This is a genomic window from Bremerella alba, from assembly GCF_013618625.1.
Lineage (GTDB): Bacteria > Planctomycetota > Planctomycetia > Pirellulales > Pirellulaceae > Bremerella > Bremerella alba.
Genome location: NZ_JABRWO010000006.1, coordinates 1 through 16898, shown reverse-complemented (window position 1 = coordinate 16898; position 16898 = coordinate 1). Strand labels below are relative to the sequence as shown.

11 protein-coding genes and 1 pseudogene are annotated in these 16898 nt (G+C 55.4%); 2 read left to right on the top strand and 10 right to left on the bottom strand.

Translation table 11 applies throughout. From position 1 onward, the window contains the following. Positions 1 to 4: 4 nt before the first annotated feature. The 9 genes from HOV93_RS11205 to HOV93_RS11165 form a co-directional block, all read right to left on the bottom strand. Entirely contained in the window at positions 5 to 2608 is a 2604-nt protein-coding gene (locus tag HOV93_RS11205; RefSeq protein ID WP_207396598.1) for a DUF1592 domain-containing protein, read from the bottom strand. A gap of 151 nt (positions 2609 to 2759) precedes the next feature. Continuing rightward, positions 2760 to 4184: a cytochrome b N-terminal domain-containing protein gene (locus HOV93_RS11200; protein ID WP_207396597.1), complete on the bottom strand. Its 1425-nt coding sequence runs from the start codon at positions 4182 to 4184 to the stop codon at positions 2760 to 2762. A gap of 2 nt (positions 4185 to 4186) precedes the next feature. After that, a complete protein-coding gene (locus HOV93_RS26385) occupies positions 4187 to 4714 on the bottom strand; it encodes a QcrA and Rieske domain-containing protein (RefSeq protein WP_207396596.1) in 528 nt (175 codons plus the stop codon). Beyond that, on the bottom strand, positions 4707 to 4922 hold the full coding sequence (locus HOV93_RS11190) for a hypothetical protein (RefSeq protein ID WP_207396595.1): 216 nt from the start codon (positions 4920 to 4922) through the stop codon (positions 4707 to 4709). Before HOV93_RS11190 ends, HOV93_RS26385 begins: the two co-directional genes overlap by 8 nt. Further along, a complete protein-coding gene (locus tag HOV93_RS11185) occupies positions 4919 to 5731 on the bottom strand; it encodes a cytochrome c oxidase assembly protein (protein WP_207396594.1) in 813 nt (270 codons plus the stop codon). The genes HOV93_RS11190 and HOV93_RS11185 overlap by 4 nt, the downstream gene beginning before the upstream one ends. Further along, entirely contained in the window at positions 5731 to 7953 is a 2223-nt protein-coding gene (gene ctaD, locus HOV93_RS11180) for a cytochrome c oxidase subunit I (protein ID WP_235990257.1), read from the bottom strand. Before ctaD ends, HOV93_RS11185 begins: the two co-directional genes overlap by 1 nt. A 2-nt stretch (positions 7954 to 7955) precedes the next feature. Next, positions 7956 to 8903, bottom strand: coding sequence for a cytochrome c oxidase subunit II (gene coxB, locus HOV93_RS11175; RefSeq protein ID WP_207396592.1), 948 nt, complete (start codon positions 8901 to 8903; stop codon positions 7956 to 7958). 329 nt (positions 8904 to 9232) lie between these two features. After that, complete coding sequence (locus HOV93_RS11170) at positions 9233 to 10036, bottom strand: DUF1028 domain-containing protein (RefSeq protein ID WP_207396591.1); 804 nt, start codon at positions 10034 to 10036, stop codon at positions 9233 to 9235. 89 nt (positions 10037 to 10125) lie between these two features. Further along, positions 10126 to 11607, bottom strand: a complete 1482-nt coding sequence (locus HOV93_RS11165) for an MFS transporter (RefSeq protein ID WP_207396590.1) — start codon at positions 11605 to 11607, stop codon at positions 10126 to 10128. Between the two features lie 462 nt (positions 11608 to 12069). Between HOV93_RS11165 and HOV93_RS11160 the strand changes: the two genes are divergently transcribed. Together HOV93_RS11160 and HOV93_RS11155 are read left to right on the top strand one after the other, a co-directional pair. Then, entirely contained in the window at positions 12070 to 12645 is a 576-nt protein-coding gene (locus tag HOV93_RS11160; RefSeq protein ID WP_207396589.1) for a sigma-70 family RNA polymerase sigma factor, read from the top strand. Between the two features lie 95 nt (positions 12646 to 12740). Further along, a complete protein-coding gene (locus HOV93_RS11155; protein ID WP_207396588.1) occupies positions 12741 to 16763 on the top strand; it encodes a protein kinase domain-containing protein in 4023 nt (1340 codons plus the stop codon). Positions 16764 to 16826: 63 nt separating this feature from the next. Here the strand turns inward: HOV93_RS11155 and HOV93_RS26700 are convergent. After that, positions 16827 to 16898: pseudogene (locus tag HOV93_RS26700) on the bottom strand (IS200/IS605 family transposase); the annotation flags it as partial.

Sequence of the window (16898 nt, the reverse complement as noted above, 5' to 3'; positions counted from 1 at the left end):
ATAGTTACCGTGATGTTTTGGATAGGGGAAACTTCTGAACCAGATCGCTAAGGACGATGGCCCGCATAACAGCTTGATACGTGCCGCCGTTGGCCTGAGCTTGCTCGTGAATCTGCTTGACGATGGCCTCGTCGTTAGAGACCAAAGGGCGAGAAATCGCGAACTGAACAAGCTTTCGAGTGATCCCCATCCCCACACGATCACTCGCAGCGAGAATCTCCATCATCTGGCGGGATGACTTATACTTCACCGCCTGCTCGGTTCCTGGCAGCAGGATCTCGCCGTCTTCTCGTAGTAGATTCCCGTGTCGATCACGCTCGGAAAACGCCCCGATCCCATCGAACCTCTCGAGCCCGAAGGCCAGCGGTTCAAATCGCGAGTGGCACCCACCGCAAGAAGCATTGTTGATTCGTTCTAAGGCAATGCCACGTTGCGTCAAACCTGGTTTGGTAGGCACAGGGCTCGTATCGACGCAGGGGGGCGGTGCCCCGACATGACTGTATAGCAGTTCGTGCAACACGAAGAGCCCCCGGCTCACCATCGAGGCGTTATCGCCGCCCAGGGTCAACGTGCTCCCTTGCGTCAAGAGACCTCCCCGCTGGGGAATCTCGCCCAGGTCGTATCTGCGGATAGGTTCGTACTGCACGCCCACCTCCTCTGCGTCAAACGCACGATCATAGATCGCCACGGAGTGCAGCGTTCCGAGCCATGGCCGATCGCCGGTGACCTCGTTCGCCAGGCCGAATACCATCTCGCCGTCCCAGTTCGAGAAGTCCCCTAGTCCCTTACGTTCGCCTGCCGGTTGCCCGTCAATGTAAAGCCGTGCGAGCCCTTGTTGGTCCTTGGTATAAACCACGTGCGTACGCTGCGTCTTCACCTGGCCAGCGTCGCTGCCGACCGCCGGCAAGCCGTTGCGATCGGTCTTTTTCGTGCGCAGGCGTGCGTCGTACTTCTTTTTCTCTTGTCCCAGGGTGAAGTTACGATTGCTCGTATCACGCGAAAAGGTCACGATCCGGGCAGGTCCGTTTTGTTGCAGATTTTGTGGCGTGATCCAAGCTTCAATCGTGATCTCGTTCGTCTTTCGCAGAGCTGCGGTCATCGGTCGTGGAGGCTCGGTCGTAAAGATCCGTGTCGACTTGTGAACAACAAGGCCGTTCGATGTCCATCGAACACTCTCAGGCGATTGAATCTTGAGATAGAGAGACGAATCGTTGCGACTTCGATCGTGCACGACATCTCCGCTGCCTTCGCTGAAGTCATAGAACGCAAGCACACCACTCGATCCGCCAGCCACTTGCCGCGAGCCTTCCAGAGGCTTGCCGTGCGCGGCCTTCAACCCGTAGAACCTGGCCAATCGCGGCGAAACAACGGTGACCTGGGCGTTCATCAGGTCGGCCAAGGGACGCTGCTGCTGCCAGGCGACTTCTGCAAAGAAAGCGAGCGTTTCCTCCTGCATATCGCGGCCCAGGGCAGGGCTCCACGCCGGATATTGCTTTGAGTTGGGTCGCAGCGAATCGAGTCGCTCCAGTTCAAGCCATTGGTGAACGAACCGCGACGACCGCGACTTGGCACGTGGGTCGATCAGCAACCGTTCGACCGATGCGTGAAGTTTGTCCCCGTGCAACTCACCAGCATCGGCCAAGTGGATCAGTTCTTGGTCGGGCGGCGCGCCCCACAGGATATAGCTCAAGCGAGAAGCCAGTTCATACTGCGACGGTTGATCGGCCTGCGGTTTTTCGATGCGATAGACAAAACGGGGCGACTGTAGCATTCCTTCCAGAATGTAGCCGACCGCTTCGTCGAACGTCCCCTTTTCTCGCTGCACGGCGTTTGCAATCTGGCGATAACTGTCTACTTCCCACGGTTCGAGCGGGCCTCGCAATAGACGTTTGCCCATCCTCTGAATCAGTTCGTTCACACAGGCATCATCCCATGAACGACAGTCGGTGAAGCGTGACGCGAACTCGGTGCAGTTCATCTTCTGCACAATCCGTTGAGCTAACTCGGCGTAAGCTTGAACGTGGCTTAAGTCGACCGTTTGGCTGTAGGCAGTATTCGAGAAACCATCGGCCCGCACGTCCGGAGGCATCAATCGCTGGGCTTCGGTAGCGATATCGACACCGGTAAGCTCTTGAACGGTCGTGATATACTCGACCAGCGTAAGCCGCTGCACCCAGACTTCGGACGATTGATTGATGAGGTGAGAGCCTGGGTCGATCACCTCACGCGTCCAAGCGGCACCAGATTCGATCCAAGTTCGAATGATCTTTTTCTCGGCATCCGAAAGTGGGGCACGTTTCGGGGGCATTTCGTCCGACTCGATGTGTGTCCATAGCAGACTATCGCCCGGGCTGCCGGCGTGGATTGCTCTTCCAGAGTCGCCCCCGGCCAAGGCAGTTTGCTTGCGTGAAAGATTCAATCCTCCTTCGGTCTTGCTCGCCGAGTGGCACTCGAGGCAATGCCGTGAAAGGATGGGGGCCACCTGAGTCTCGAATTGATGGGCTTGCTGCTGCGGTTTCGAGGATGCATCTTCTGCGTGGGCGGGCAGGCCAAGCCAGGAAAGAAGCACTATTGCCAGAATTTGTGGACCGCGCAGGGGACCATTCATAGGGTGGACCAATCGAAGGATCGGGCAAGGAAATAGGCAAGCAGATTAGAAGCGAACGAGACCTGCCCATTGTATAGAAAAAATCGGGCATCCGTCAATTTAATGGCAAATTGACGTCCCGACTCATCTTTCGGTTTAGGTCATCTGCCGGTTAGTCAGACTTATCTTCACCGGCATCTGTGTCGGGATGATCGGTCCGGGTCAGCAGAAAGTCGACAATCAGCCTTAGTTCTTCCGCCGTCAGCGAAGAGGCGAACGACGGCATGTTGTAGCCACCATTGTTAATGCGAATGACCAGTTCGCCTCGGTCGAGGCGATCGCCGATCACGGAAAGCTCGGGACCGCGATGGCCACCGAATCCATCGACATCGTGGCAGTAGAGACAACCTTTCTCCCGCACCAGCACGGCACCATGCTGGATGCCTGGATCTTTCGAGCGGACGACTTCCGGTGGCAGCGGTTTGACATCGAAATCAGGAGACCACGGTTTGCGGTAGCCGTAGATCGTCAGAACGACAAATGCCGTGGCCCCTACGATGACCGTGGCGAGTGCCCAGGGACGTTTCGAGGGGGCACGATTTCCGCGGTTGGAGAGCAACGGAACAATGAACAACCCGATCGCCCCTAAGACCGGCATGCCCAGAATGATATAAGTTTCCAACTCTGGTGGAAGCATCGACAGGACGGCGAAGTACCACCAAAAATACCAGTCAGGCATCGGGTTGGTGTGAATGTTTGCCGGATCGGGTGCCGGCCCGAGGGTAGGAGGGCCTGCGAAGATCGCACAACCCATGATCACGGCGACCATGAGCGTTGAGAACACGACATCGCGCCACGCCGCGATCGGCCAGAACGGCACACCGGTCTTTTCCAGCCTTGCTTCGTAATCTTCCTTGTATGTCTCAGGCACCACCGGCTGATCGGCCTTAGGCATTTCGGAAATGCCGTGCCGCAAAATGAGCCACAAGTGCAAACCGACGCCTGCGAAGATCAGCCCAGGCAAGATGAACACGTGAATGGCAAAGAAGCGACTCAGCGTCGACCCGCCGACCGTCTCGCCCCCGAGCAGGAACTGCGAGATGTACGCCCCGATAAAGGGAACGCGGGCAGCCATTTCCGCCGCGACCATCACCGACCACACTCCATTGGCGTCCCACCTTAGAAGCTGTCCGGTGAAGGCCATTCCCAGCACGACAAACAGCACCACGACGCCGCTCATCCAGTTCATTTCACGCGGGTACTTGTACGATGCGTGCAGAAATACCTGAGTCATATGTACGACTGCCAGCACCACCATGGCGGTCGCGCCGTAGTAATGCATCCCACGCACCAGGTAGCCCAGCGTTGCATCGTGGGTGATGTAGACGAGGCTTTCGTAGGCTGCGTCGCCCCCAGGGACATAGACCATCGCCAGCGCGATGCCTGTCAAAACCTGAACGATGAACGCGCACAAGGTCGCACTGCCGAAAACGTACCACCAACGAGCATCGCGCGGAACGACATGCTCGAGCATCGGCATGACAACATCCGAGAAGCCGCTTCGATCGTCGATCCAATTCCAGATCTTGCCCAGCATCGTTATACCCGGTCGTTGGTGGTCAAAGGAACGGCCGCCGTTTCGATCTCGACGAAACCGTCTGTCACGCGTACCTGGTAACGAGCGAGTGGTTCAGGCGGAGGTCCCGCAGCAACTTCGCCGTCTTCATAATAGACACCGCCATGGCATGGACACATGAACAAAGACGCATCCGCGACCCAGTTCACGGGGCAGCCAAGGTGTCGGCAATTGATAGAGAACGCGATAAATTCGTTCTCTGAAACCCGCCGGAGCCAAGCTCCGCTCAAGGTCGTGACGCCTGCCCACGGTTGATCAACCGCATCCTTGAATTCAACACTCACGGTCTTGCCGATTTCATACTGGTCAAGCTTTCCGAGCTTTCGCCACACTTGCTTTGGCCGGGCAAACACGGGGGCCAAGACGAACCCGACGCCAGGCAACGTGATTACCGCACCAATCAACGCCGATAGCCCCAGGCAGAGCTTGGTCAGAAATCCTCGTCGATCTTCGTCAGACGAGGGGCACTTTGCTTCGGGACTATCACTCACCGATGTTTTCCTTGTTCCAATCAAGACGGATGCTGTTGATCCACATCCACAACGACCACGTCATCACCCCCAGTCCAGCGAGCGACATAATCCACATCGTCGTAATGCCCCACAACAGCATCATAATGCCCAAGGCCATGGCCGCCGGAGCATAGCTTGGCTGGGGTGTTGGTGCCTCGTGCGACTTGGCAACTTGGCTTTCACTCATAGGGAAGCCTCCGGCAGATTGTCGGTGGTGGAGTGTTCTTCCGTCGCATACCAACGACACAACACGCTAAGGATCGCGCAAATATACAGGGAACAAGGGGGAACCCACATCAGCAGCCCCCCCAGTTGTTGATCGACCATCGGGGTAAAGCCGGCTTGATAGAGCGACGTCAGAATGCCAACCCGATCGACCGGATTAGCGAACGCCGGACAAACGGAGACCGGTGTGAAGGTGATGTAGATGCCCAGCAGCGTGCAGCCGGCACATGCCGAAAACAGGTAAATCACCGCCAACAAAGGATCCAAACGAAAACGGGACATGGGCGAATAAATGGGCCACCAAAACGCCATCCCTGCCGCAAGGAACGTCGCGCTGCGGACAACGCTTAGGACGTCACTTTGCGTCGCCGCACTGCATAGCGATGGAACGTGCCATAGCCACATCGCCCCAAGGCCGGCAATCCAGCCAAAGATTGGTGTGGACAGCAGCGAGTTCAACTTCGACATGCCTGGACGATTCAGCAGCGACTCAATCGGTTCGCGAGGAAGAAACAGAGTCAAGCAAAGCGGCACAATAAGCAGCAGTAAAAGGTGCTGCACCATATGAGCACTAAACAGGTAACCGCCTGCGAGGACACCAATTGGGGAAACAAACGCCAACACCAAAACCATCGTGGCGATTGCCAACCACCACCAGTTGGCACCGGTCAACTGCTTCCGCCACCCGAATGCCGCGACAAGCAGGGGCAGTACCACCAGCCACACCGGCGAGGCGATATTCCAAAGCGACTGGCTCGTGAGAAACGCCATCACTGCAAATACCCCATGTACACAATCAGGAACACGATAATCCAAACCACGTCGACAAAGTGCCAATAGACACCAACCGCCGCAAACACTTTGCTGCGATCGCTGCTAAACGAATCATTCATCGCCAGGGCCAGCAAGATCGACAGCGCAACCAATCCTGCTGTTACGTGCAAACCATGAAACCCGGTCACGGTGAAGAAAGTGGCGGCGAAGAGATTCAAATCGACGGTAATATCACCTTGAATCAGCCCGTAATATTCCCAAACCTGACCAAGCATAAATGCCGTGCCCAGGCCGATCGTCAAACCAAGCCAGCCCCGGAAGTGTTTCGCTTTTCGTGCTTTCAACGCCCGCTCGGCAAACCAAAACGTGACACTGCTCAAGAGCAAGCATACGGTAAACGCTCCGGTGCGAGTCGCATCGAGCGCGGTTGCCGAGTTTGGTCCTTCCGATTCTTGCGAGTTGAAAACCACGTACGAAATCAACAGCAGCAGGAAGAAAACCGCTTCGGAGGCGATAAACGTCCAAGCACATACCATCGCCTTATCGGGCCGACGTCCGTTATCGTTGGGCGTGCTGGATACCTTCCAATCGGCATGCTCCGGGTGGTCTAAATCCCAGACGGGTCGACGGCTTTTAACTTCGGGGATGGTATCGAAGTTTTCTGCCGGCGGTGGCGAGGTTGTCGCCCATTCGAGCGTGAAGCCGTTCCATGGGTTATTGCCTGCGATCTTGCCGCTTCGGAGGCTGATCGCGATGTTCCATAGCAACACCAACGTTCCGGTTGCCATCGCGACAGCACCGCCGGTAGCCACCATGTTCAGCAACATCCAGCCGGGGTTGTTATCGTAGGTGTACACCCGCCGCGGCATGCCCATCACGCCAAGGAAGTGCTGCGACATGAACGTGGCGTTGAGTCCAAAGATCCACAGCCACAGTTGCCAGCGGCCGAGGCGTTCGCTAAGCATCCGCCCGGTCATTTTCGGAAACCAATAGTAAGTTGCCGAGAACAACCCGAACACAGTTCCGCCGATGAGCACGTAGTGAAAGTGCCCTACCACGAAATAGGTATCGGTCAATTGCCAGTCGATGGGCACCGCGGCGAACATCACGCCGGTAAGACCACCGATGACAAATTCCAGCAAGAAAGCCACGGCAAACTGCATCGCGACAGTCAAATGGATGGCCCCGCCCCACATGGTTGCGGTCCAGTTAAAGATCTTCACGCCGGTCGGCAACGCGATCAGCAGCGTTCCCACGGCAAAGAAAATATCGGCCCCCATGCCCAGCCCCACGGCGAACATATGATGGGCCCATACGCCGTAACTCAACAGAACGATCACAGCACTCGAGCCTGCCACAAACGCGTAGCCATACACGGGCTTTCGCGAGAAGACCGGAATCACTTCCGAGATCATCCCGAACGCTGGCAAAATGAGAATATAAACCTCGGGATGGCCAAACACCCAAAAGAAGTGCTGCCAAAGTACCGCCGAGCCACCACGTTCAGGCTGGAAAAACGCGGCCCCCAAGAAGCGATCGATGAGCAGCATGGCCAAGGCCGCGTTGAGTGCCGGCAAGGCGAGCACCGTCAGGATGGCCGTCATCAGACTCATCCAGACAAACAGCGGCACCCGCTGCAAGCTCATCCCCGGTGCACGAAGTGTAAGCACTGTCACGAAAATATTGATCGCTGCGGCCACACTACCCACGCCCAGGCAGAGCAGGCCGATAATCCAGTAGTCCTGCGCGACCATCAAGTTGTAAGGACGCGTCGAAAGGGGAGCATAGCTGAACCAGCCGGCGCTCGGGGCCGCACCGGTAAAAAAGCTGAAGTAAAGCAAGATGCCGCCCATGGGCAACAGCCAGAAGCTCATCGCATTGAGCCGCGGGAAGGCAACATCTTTCGCCCCGATCATCAGGGGAACAAAATAGTTCGCAAAGCCAACCAGCACCGGCATGCCCACCAGAAAGACCATCGTGGTCCCATGCATGGTGAACATCTGGTTGAAGAAATCAGGCGAGAGAAAGTCGTTCTTAGGAACCAGCAGTTGAAACCGAATCAACAGGGCTTCTAGTCCGCCGATGGCCAGGAAGATGGTCGCCGTGCAGATATAGAGGATCCCGATTTGCTTGTGGTCAACCGAACTGACCCACGAGAGCAGGGGGCCCATTGCCGGCGACCGCTCGGCTTCTTTTTCCTTCGTTTCGACCAGCGGCATGCTCAACGGAGGGTCTCCAGGTAGGCAACCAATTGATCGAGTTGCTCATCTTTGAGTTTAAAGTTAGGCATCTTGCAGCCCGGCTTCACTGCCTGAGGGTTGGCGAGCCAGGTGCGGAGTTCCTCCGGAGTGTTCTTCAGCACGCCAGCGCCCAGCTGAGCTCGGCTTGCCAAGTGCGTCAGGTCGGGTGCAAAGTCTTCTTTGGCTTCCGTTCCCGAAATGGCATGGCACTGCGAACAGGTCAGTTTCATAAAGAGGGCCTCGCCAGCGGATGCCAGTTGATCGTCTGGTGCTGTAGAAACCTGCTTTTCACGCTTCTGCCAAGCCTCGAAGTCAGCTGGCTCGTGTGCGATCACTAAAAAGTTCATCCAGGCGTGTTGCGTTCCGCAATACTCGGCGCAGCGTCCCTGATAGGTACCTGGTGTGCTGGCTTCTAACCAGACAAAGTTCTCGTGACCGGGAATCGCGTCCATCTTGCGGGTTAATTGCGCAACCCAGAAGCTGTGAATGACATCTTCCGAGCGCAACGCGACTCGCAGTTTTTTTCCGGTAGGAATGTGGATTTCGTTCGCTGAGACGATCCCGGACGCGGGGTATTCCACTTCCCACCACCATTGGTGCCCGGTGACGATGAGATCGATGCCATCGGTCGAACCTTCGACATATTGGACCGGCAACGCGTTAACCGTGAGGATTAACTTGATACTGATCGCCGCGATCCACACGACAATGATCACCGGCCCCACCATCCAGGCTATTTCTCGCCGATGACTGCCGAAATCTTGTACCGGAAGATTCTCGCTAACACGAAACCGGTACAAGGCAAAACAGATAAGCCCCGCGACAATCGCGAAGATTCCCCCGCTGATAAAGAGCACCTGGACGAAGAGATCGCGTATCGATTCCGCCTGAGGTGATGCCGGATCGAATACGGGAAATGTCGACTCCATTGCGTCCAAACTCTAGGGTGCTGATGCTTAGCGTAATCCTTGCTGGTCGATGCGATTGTACGAAGATTCTCGCAAGCCGCAATCGGTTTCAAAAAGACATTACTCATGTCAGCTTAACAATTTGCCGATTCCGGTAAGCAGTTCGCACTACGCATTCAAGGCAATTTAGTGAAACCACCTTGCCGCTGGTAAAGAATTCGTTCGAGCAAGCCGTTCTCGAATTCCAGCTCCCCTTTCAAGAGAATTTTCTCGAATGCTCGATCAAACCGCTCATGAATAGCTTCGGCAGCACGCTTCACAAAGACGACCCATTGGAAGAATGAGAAGACTCATTCTTTCGCGTCAGCTTTCATGAGACGATGCGCCCTGGCGTAAAACTTCTTGTGCACTTCAAGCAGTCGAGATAGTTCCGAAACCGGCTCAAGATGGTCGTCTACCCGCAGATCGATGTAACGATCGTTGCCACCGTAGCCGGCATCTTGCCGATAGACCATAAGTGCCGCCGATTGCTTACCGCGGCGGTCTCCACCGGCATCGTCGCCGGCAGTTAAAGAGGCGATTAACCAGTCGGCGAGTTCCCCTTCGCCTTGCCGACGCGCCTCGCGGTATTTGGTCGCCATGTCCTCGAGCACCTTCTCACCGGCCAACAAGTTTCCCTGCACAGCAAAATGCTCTCCCACAATATGGCCAGCCCATGCATTGCACTGGTCGCCGGTGTAGCTGGCCGCGTTTCCTTGGGCGTCTACGATCCCGAGCTGACGTATGGCCCGAGCTTCATCTCCGCTGGTCAACGACCGGACGACCTCTTCGGCCGACTTATCTTTCAGCAGCTCTAAACCATTGGGTCCGTAGGCCGTGTTCGCGGCCGACTGGGTCGCAATGGCCCCGCGTCCGGCTTCTCCCCAGGGGACGATACAGCCAACGCCAAGCACCTTGCTCGCCACGGCAATCCCCAGATCGCCGGTCTGAGGATCGTACGCGACAATCGAAAACGTATTAACTTCCGGGTCTGAACCTTCGGCAACAAACGCATCCTTCTCAGGCTGGGTTTCCTGCTCAGGCAAGATCATGAAAACCAACGCTACTGCCAGAAGCGGCATTGCGATCCAGAAAGATTGCTTCAGAGAAGTCATTTTAGCGCGTCCATCGAGGTTAGAGTTCGCTACTAGTTTACCCTCGACTTGGCGACGTTTCCGGTAAATTATCTCCTCGCAGAGCGAGACTACTCTAACTCTTCCAAATTCAAGCCGTTCGTTTCAATTCGCGTCATCCAAGTCACGACGGCGCCGACGATCGATGTCGCGACAAGAATATAAAGCAGATATTTCACCCCAATCTGTGCCAACAGGATCGGAAAAAGGAACGCCGTGAGCACGGCACCGATTTTCGCAAACGACGCGGCAAAACCAGCCCCTTTGCCGCGGACCTTGGTAGGGAAGACTTCGCCGGCGATTAAATAGGTCTGAGCATTGGGGCCGAGGTTGGTCATGAAACTGAAGATCATGAAGCCTGCGAAAATCAGATAAAGCTGCATTAACCCGGTGAAATCGACCGAAAGAGAGGCCAGAAAAAGCCCGACAGCACATCCAATGAAACCAAACACCTGCAGCTTGATTCGACCGACGCGATCTGCCAACAAGACCGCTCCGACAATTCCCAAGATCAACAGAACATCGATCACTGCCGCTCCTTTGGCAGCAATCATGTCATTCTGAACGATATCCGAAATGGCCGTGGCGTGGTCCTTCTTATGCCCAACCGCCGCAGCCAATATAGTCGGTGTAAATATCCCGATACCGTACGTCCCCAGGTCTTGCAGAAACCACGGCACCGACGCCAGGATTGTGGCGCGGCGGTTTTTCTCACTAAAGAGTTCTCGATAGCCGCCACTCGCTTCGGATTGCGCCGCGTCGTCGTACTCTTCCTCGCCACCCAGGTTTACTTCGCGAGGGTACTGCGGCTCGCGATTGAGCAGACGCACCATCACCTGTTCGGCTTTGTCGTTCTTACCTCGTGCATACAACCAGTGGGCACTCTCGGTAATTGTTAATCGTGCCAGCGTTACGAACACAGCGGGAATGATGGCCGTCGCGTACATCCAGCGCCACGCGCTAAGGCTGGGATTTTCATACAAGATAAAGAAACCAATGCCAGCTCCCATCAACGCCCCGACCGCCTGAAAGCCAAATGCCCCCAGGACAAAGCGGCCGCGACAGTTGCTCGGCATGCTCTCGGAGATCACTAAGTGGGCGGTCGGATAGTCGCACCCCAACGCGATCCCCAGGCCAAACAAGCAAAAGACTAGAAACGGAAAGTTCGGGCTTAGCGTGACGCCCACCAAAAAGACGCTGAAGATCGCCATTTCAATGATGAACATCGGCTTGCGGCCAAAGTGATCGGCGAGACCACCCAGTGCAGTAGCACCAATCAGGATGCCCAGTAGCGACGCCGCCCCAACAATCCCGTGGGCGGCTGGATCGAGCGAAAACTCCTTCGCCAATAATGGCAAAGCCACGCCGGTCATGAAGACGACCAGTCCTTCAAAGAACTTACCAGCCGCGGCAAGCCACCAGATTCGCAACTGCATCGGCGTCATCGGTGTCGAGGCTGTACGCGTTCCGTCGGACCAGACTGGCGTTTCGTCGATATATTGCTGAACCGACTTGTTGCCGTTTTCAGTCGAGCCAACCGGCGAAGTATCCATACTGTCTTTCCTCGAGAACCAGGCTCTGCCAGCGGCCGTTTCGCTGCGCAACGCTCCCTGCTCAAGAGTGTCGCGGCGATAAAGAGTGAACTGTATCAACTTGCTTCCAGATCACAAGTCGAAACAGGTAAGTCCGGCGTTAAGCTCTTGTTAGCATCAGGCGAACCACCATTTTGTCGCCACGCAAATCGTGTCTTACAAATCGACCAAAGGGCCGCCTGCTTCTTATCCGTTCGCGGCAGCCCTTTCTGATAGGTACTGCTAAACAACCAGCCATGGATGCTTCGCAGTAATAAGCGGGGAGACGGTTGGCCTAGCCTGAAACCTGAGTCGCCTTTGGCAACGAGCCAATCACAAAAGCAGCGAAAACCCCCAAATACTACTGGAACTACCAGCTTGCAACCTGGATATTAAGAGAGCATCTAGGCCGAGTACCACGAATTCAACTCAAGCAATCACGGCATGCAAAACTTTACCGAGATCTTACAAGCCGCTGGCAACGGCGACGCCAGGGCTTCGGACGAATTGCTCCCTATGGTCTACGACGAATTGCGTCGATTGGCGGCCTATCAGCTTGCCCACGAAAGCCCCGGGCAAACTCTTCAGCCGACCGCTTTAGTCCATGAAGCATACATGCGTCTGACCGGTGGGCAGCAGGCAAAACTCTGGGAGGGCCGCCGGCATTTCTTCGCGGCGGCGGCCATTTCGATTCGCCGCATTCTGGTCGACAACTCGCGTAAAAAACGCAGCCAGAAGCGAGGGGGCAACTTCACACGGCAGGAACTCCTCGACGAACAAATTTGTGTCTTACCAGAACCCGTGGAAGACCTACTCGCACTCGACGAGGCCCTCAGCAAGCTTCACACCGAATATCCAGAGGCCGCCCAATTGGTGCAGTTGCTTTACTTCTCAGGGCTACGACGTGCCGAGGCCGCAGAGATTTTAGACATCTCGCCACGAACGGCCGATCGTCTCTGGACGTTTGCCCGAGCATGGCTAAGGCGTGAGATTGCACCCCACGAGGATGTTTCAAAATAAAAGCATTTTATATTGGCGACATCGACCAGCCATTTTCGCATAAGTCTTAGAGAACCAATCGTGCGTATCGTCAAAAATAATCGACATCGTGCTATATGACTGAGCTGAACGAAAAATCGGTGTTCCTGGCTGCAATAGATATAGCCGACACACGTCAGCGGGCCACCTATTTGAACAAAACGTGTGGTGGAGACTCTCTCTTTCGTAAACGCATTGAAGCCCTACTCGTTGAGCACGAGCGTTCCGGGCAATTTCTCAATGTACCCGTTCTCGAGCAGCTAGCCGCAGGGCAAGATTCTCACGAGAGCGAGGTAACGATCACGACTCAAGGCGCCCCCGGCCACGCCGAACCCATTGATTTCTCATTTCTGGAACCCTCGGACGAGCCTGATTCCATGGGCAAGCTAGGGCACTACGAAATCCGTGAAACGATTGGCCGTGGCGGCTGTGGGATCGTCCTCAAAGGCTTTGATACGAAGCTGGAACGCATCGTGGCAATCAAGGTCATGTATCCGGAATTGGCAGTAACTTCACCGGCACGCAAGCGTTTTCTACGCGAAGCCAGAGCAACCGCCGCAATTCGACACCGCAATGTCGTCAGCATCTATGCCGTCGAAGAGCTTCCGCTACCGTATCTAGTGATGGAACTGATCGATGGCCCGACGCTACAGCAAAAAATTAACGCGCTCGGCCCCTTGGAACTCGACGACATTCTTGAGATCGGCCAGTATGCAGCTGCCGGCCTGGCCGCCGCACACGCGAAGGGGCTCATTCATCGCGATATTAAACCAGCCAACATTTTGCTGGAAGGAAACACCAACGAAGTCAAACTCACCGACTTCGGCCTGGCCAGGTCGGCCGATGACGCCAGCATAACGCAAAGTGGTATCATTTCAGGGACCCCGCTCTACATGTCGCCCGAGCAAGCGCAAGGTCTGGAAATGGACGAGCGTAGCGACTTGTTTAGCCTCGGTAGCGTGTTGTATGTGATGTCCAGCGGCCGACCTCCATTTCGCGCCAAGACAACGTTCGCAGTGCTCCGTCGAGTTGTTGAAGACCAGCCACGCCCGATCCAGCAGATTATCCCCGAGGTGCCCAACTGGCTGGTAACCATCGTCGATGTACTTCTCGCCAAAGAACCAGATCGGCGATTTGCCTCAGCCAAGGAAGTTGCCACGCTGCTGCATCGCTGCCACGACGACGTCAAGCATAACAAGGCCGTCCATCTTCCATCTGAAATTGTGCGAAGGGCCACTACACAACTTCCCCAACCAACGACCAAGCAAACCAGGACCGCCCCGCGTCGACTGGCCTTGGTTGGTGGGTTGATGGCCCTGGTCGCGATTCTGATATTCGCCCTTTCGCTGGAGCACGGGCAGCCAACCAAGATAACCTCGCAGTCGCTTGATGCTCACACAGTCCCAAGCCCAAACGCTGTCGCCACCCAGACATTGCCCCAGGAAGCCCAGCAACCAGAGGGCGTTACCACTAAAGAGCAATCTCTGCCAAGCCAGACGGCCTCCGACGATCAGTCTGCAATTACCGCCCCTTTGTCGCAAAGGAACGGCAAAGGAGTATGGATAAATGATGGCGATGAATTCCTTCAAGGAAAACCTGAATTCTCGGAACTCTACTTCGGCGATACGGCTTGGACCGACTACGACGTTCACGTCGAGATGAAAACCGAGTCAGACGACCCTGGCAGCCAAGGGGGTTCTCTTTACCTACGCGCACAAGATCGCTCGAATCGGTACGCGTTCACGCCTGGCAATTATTTCGGTAAGGGAACCGATCTGGCCTACACGCTGAAAGGTCAGTTTCATCGTGACGACACTTATGCGGCAGTTCAGTACGAGCGCAATCGCTGGTACGCCATCGACGCTAAAGTTCGACAAGACACGATCCAAATATGGCTTGACGGTCAACTGATGTTCGAGACTAAAAATCCGCACTTTGCCCAAGGAGGCATTGGACTAGGAACATGGAATTCCGCTGTCCGCTGGCGAAACTTGACGGTCACGAATCCCGAAGACAAGCTCCTATGGAAAGGATTTCCCGAGGGAGATACGAAGACCATTGCCGACTTAAATAAAATCGCAAGCGGAACGTGGCAGCTGCTTCTTCGCAGTCAAGAAGAATTCGATCGCGTGCTTGCGGCATCCCCACCTCTCAACGAATCCGAGGATGCCTACGCGAAGTACATTGACGGTGTGACGGAACTACATGCCAAGAATCTCTACTTCACCGACATCCTCGCCAAAGACGCAATCATCCGAGCCAAGATTCGCAAACTTGAAGGTTCCTGGGGAGGCTTTTATCTGCGATCCAATGAAGATCACATCGCCGTCTATATGATTAACAGCCGTGAACTTCAGGTTTGGCTTTCCAACGGAGATCGCCATCTACGATTGGCCGACGTTCATCTGGAAGATCAGGCGACGGACTTCTTTGAATTCGCTTTGGCCACCATTGATGAAACCATTTCGGTCTTTGTCGATGGAAAACAAGTCTATGAAAAACGCGACGACCGAATCACGCGTTCCGCCGGAATGCCCGCATTGCGTGCAAGCCATGCGTTGCCGCGTTCGACATTCCAGTTTAAAGATGTCGAGGTCATGGTCCTTGATCCGCCTCAGACAGAAACTCAGCAGCAACAACTCGGTGCCATTCAATGGGCATGCCAGCACGGCATCAAAGTCGGAGTCATTCACCGTGGTGGTTACATCACCTACGGCCCCCGTTTCCTTCCGGTTGAAGCACCGTCTCATGAAATAGTTGATCTTAAGATGGCCGATGCGACCGAGATCGACGTGGCGATGATTGAGAACCTGCAACACCTTCCCGAAGTCCACCGCTCGCTGATCGCACCCGCAGAGGCCGACGACGCACTGCTGCTTGCGTTGCTACGCACCCCAGGCATCAACGCAGTCGAACACTTCGACATGCGCGATACGAACGTAACCGACCATTTTCTAATGCACATGAAAGAGCTTCCGAACTTGCGTGGGGTTTGTTTCAACAATACCCAGGTTACTTCCGAGGGGATCAACCTTTTATTGCCCCTGAAAAACCAAGCGATCCGAGCAGCAAACTGCAAGAACATCAACAACCAATCGTGTGAGCAACTTGCCTCGCAGCCGCGTTGGACTTTTCTTGATCTCAGCGCAACATCGATCACCGACGAAGGCCTCAAGCAATTGCTCGCATGTTCCCAGCTTGAATTCCTTGACGTGAGCGGATGCGACGTAAGCGAATCGGTCGTCAAGCAGCTTGCCACAGCCATCCCCAAGCTAAAAATTGTCTGGAACGGTGGAATCCTCGATCCCGATGCAGCCCCGACTGTAAGCTTCACGAACCTTCGCGGAATGTCGTTTGCTTTGGTGCCACACGGCAAAGCCTGGCTCGGTGGCAGCGACGGCAAACCAGGCACCCAAGAGATAGTCTTCACCGAAGATTTCTACCTCGGCACGACAGAAGTCACCCAAGAGCAATGGCATTCGGTCATGGGGCGTAATCCAAGCTTTTTTCAAAAGCCAGGCCCTCCTGGAACTCGAAGATCACCCGGCGCAGATGCCGTCCAAGGCTTAACCCACGCAGAAGTTCAGAAGTTGCCAGTGGAACTGGTCTCGTGGAACGAAGTCCAACAATTCCTGACAAAGCTGAACTCAGAATTGAACGAAGAGGGCTGGACCTACCGTCTGCCCACGGAACAAGAGTGGGAATACGCCTGCCGCAACGGCCCCATGACGAGCCCGGCAGAATCGGCTTTCAGCTATTACTTTGCCGAAGGAACGAACCGCTTAGAGATGGATCAAGCCAACGTAGGCAACCGCTTGGCACGCACCGAAAAAGTTGCCAGCTACGCCCCCAACAAACTAGGGCTGTACGACATGCACGGCAATCTCTACGAGTGGTGCCACGACACCGTCGCCACCAACAACGGAGAACTCCGCCACCCCGTCCGAGGAGGCGGCTACTTCCTCGGCCCCGACCAAAACAAAACCACCAAACGAAACCTCGACCCCCCAGACTTCCGAAACTACCTAAGCGGCTTCCGCATAGCCCGGGTACGAAAGAGCCCACCGAAACCCGAAGTCAACCCAACAGAATTAGACTAAACAACTTCCGGCTAAAGCCGGCAGGTTTGAAGATTTCGTGAGATTCGGACTGAAGTCCTCAACTCACGAAGGAGTAATTCGGAAGTGGTCGCCCCCATCGCCAGGCTCCGTTCCGTCCTGGTGGCGAATGTATTC

What these genes read in the sequence shown, in the direction of transcription:
- HOV93_RS11205 (WP_207396598.1), bottom strand. Translation starts at nt 2,608, where the DNA reads ATGAATGGTCCCCTGCGCGGTCCACAAATTCTGGCAATAGTGCTTCTT.
- HOV93_RS11200 (WP_207396597.1), bottom strand. Translation starts at nt 4,184, where the DNA reads ATGCTGGGCAAGATCTGGAATTGGATCGACGATCGAAGCGGCTTCTCG.
- HOV93_RS11190 (WP_207396595.1), bottom strand. Translation starts at nt 4,922, where the DNA reads ATGAGTGAAAGCCAAGTTGCCAAGTCGCACGAGGCACCAACACCCCAG.
- HOV93_RS11185 (WP_207396594.1), bottom strand. Translation starts at nt 5,731, where the DNA reads ATGGCGTTTCTCACGAGCCAGTCGCTTTGGAATATCGCCTCGCCGGTG.
- ctaD (WP_235990257.1), bottom strand. Translation starts at nt 7,953, where the DNA reads ATGCCGCTGGTCGAAACGAAGGAAAAAGAAGCCGAGCGGTCGCCGGCA.
- coxB (WP_207396592.1), bottom strand. Translation starts at nt 8,903, where the DNA reads ATGGAGTCGACATTTCCCGTATTCGATCCGGCATCACCTCAGGCGGAA.
- HOV93_RS11170 (WP_207396591.1), bottom strand. Translation starts at nt 10,036, where the DNA reads ATGACTTCTCTGAAGCAATCTTTCTGGATCGCAATGCCGCTTCTGGCA.
- HOV93_RS11165 (WP_207396590.1), bottom strand. Translation starts at nt 11,607, where the DNA reads ATGGATACTTCGCCGGTTGGCTCGACTGAAAACGGCAACAAGTCGGTT.
- HOV93_RS11160 (WP_207396589.1), top strand. Translation starts at nt 12,070, where the DNA reads ATGCAAAACTTTACCGAGATCTTACAAGCCGCTGGCAACGGCGACGCC.
- HOV93_RS11155 (WP_207396588.1), top strand. Translation starts at nt 12,741, where the DNA reads ATGACTGAGCTGAACGAAAAATCGGTGTTCCTGGCTGCAATAGATATA.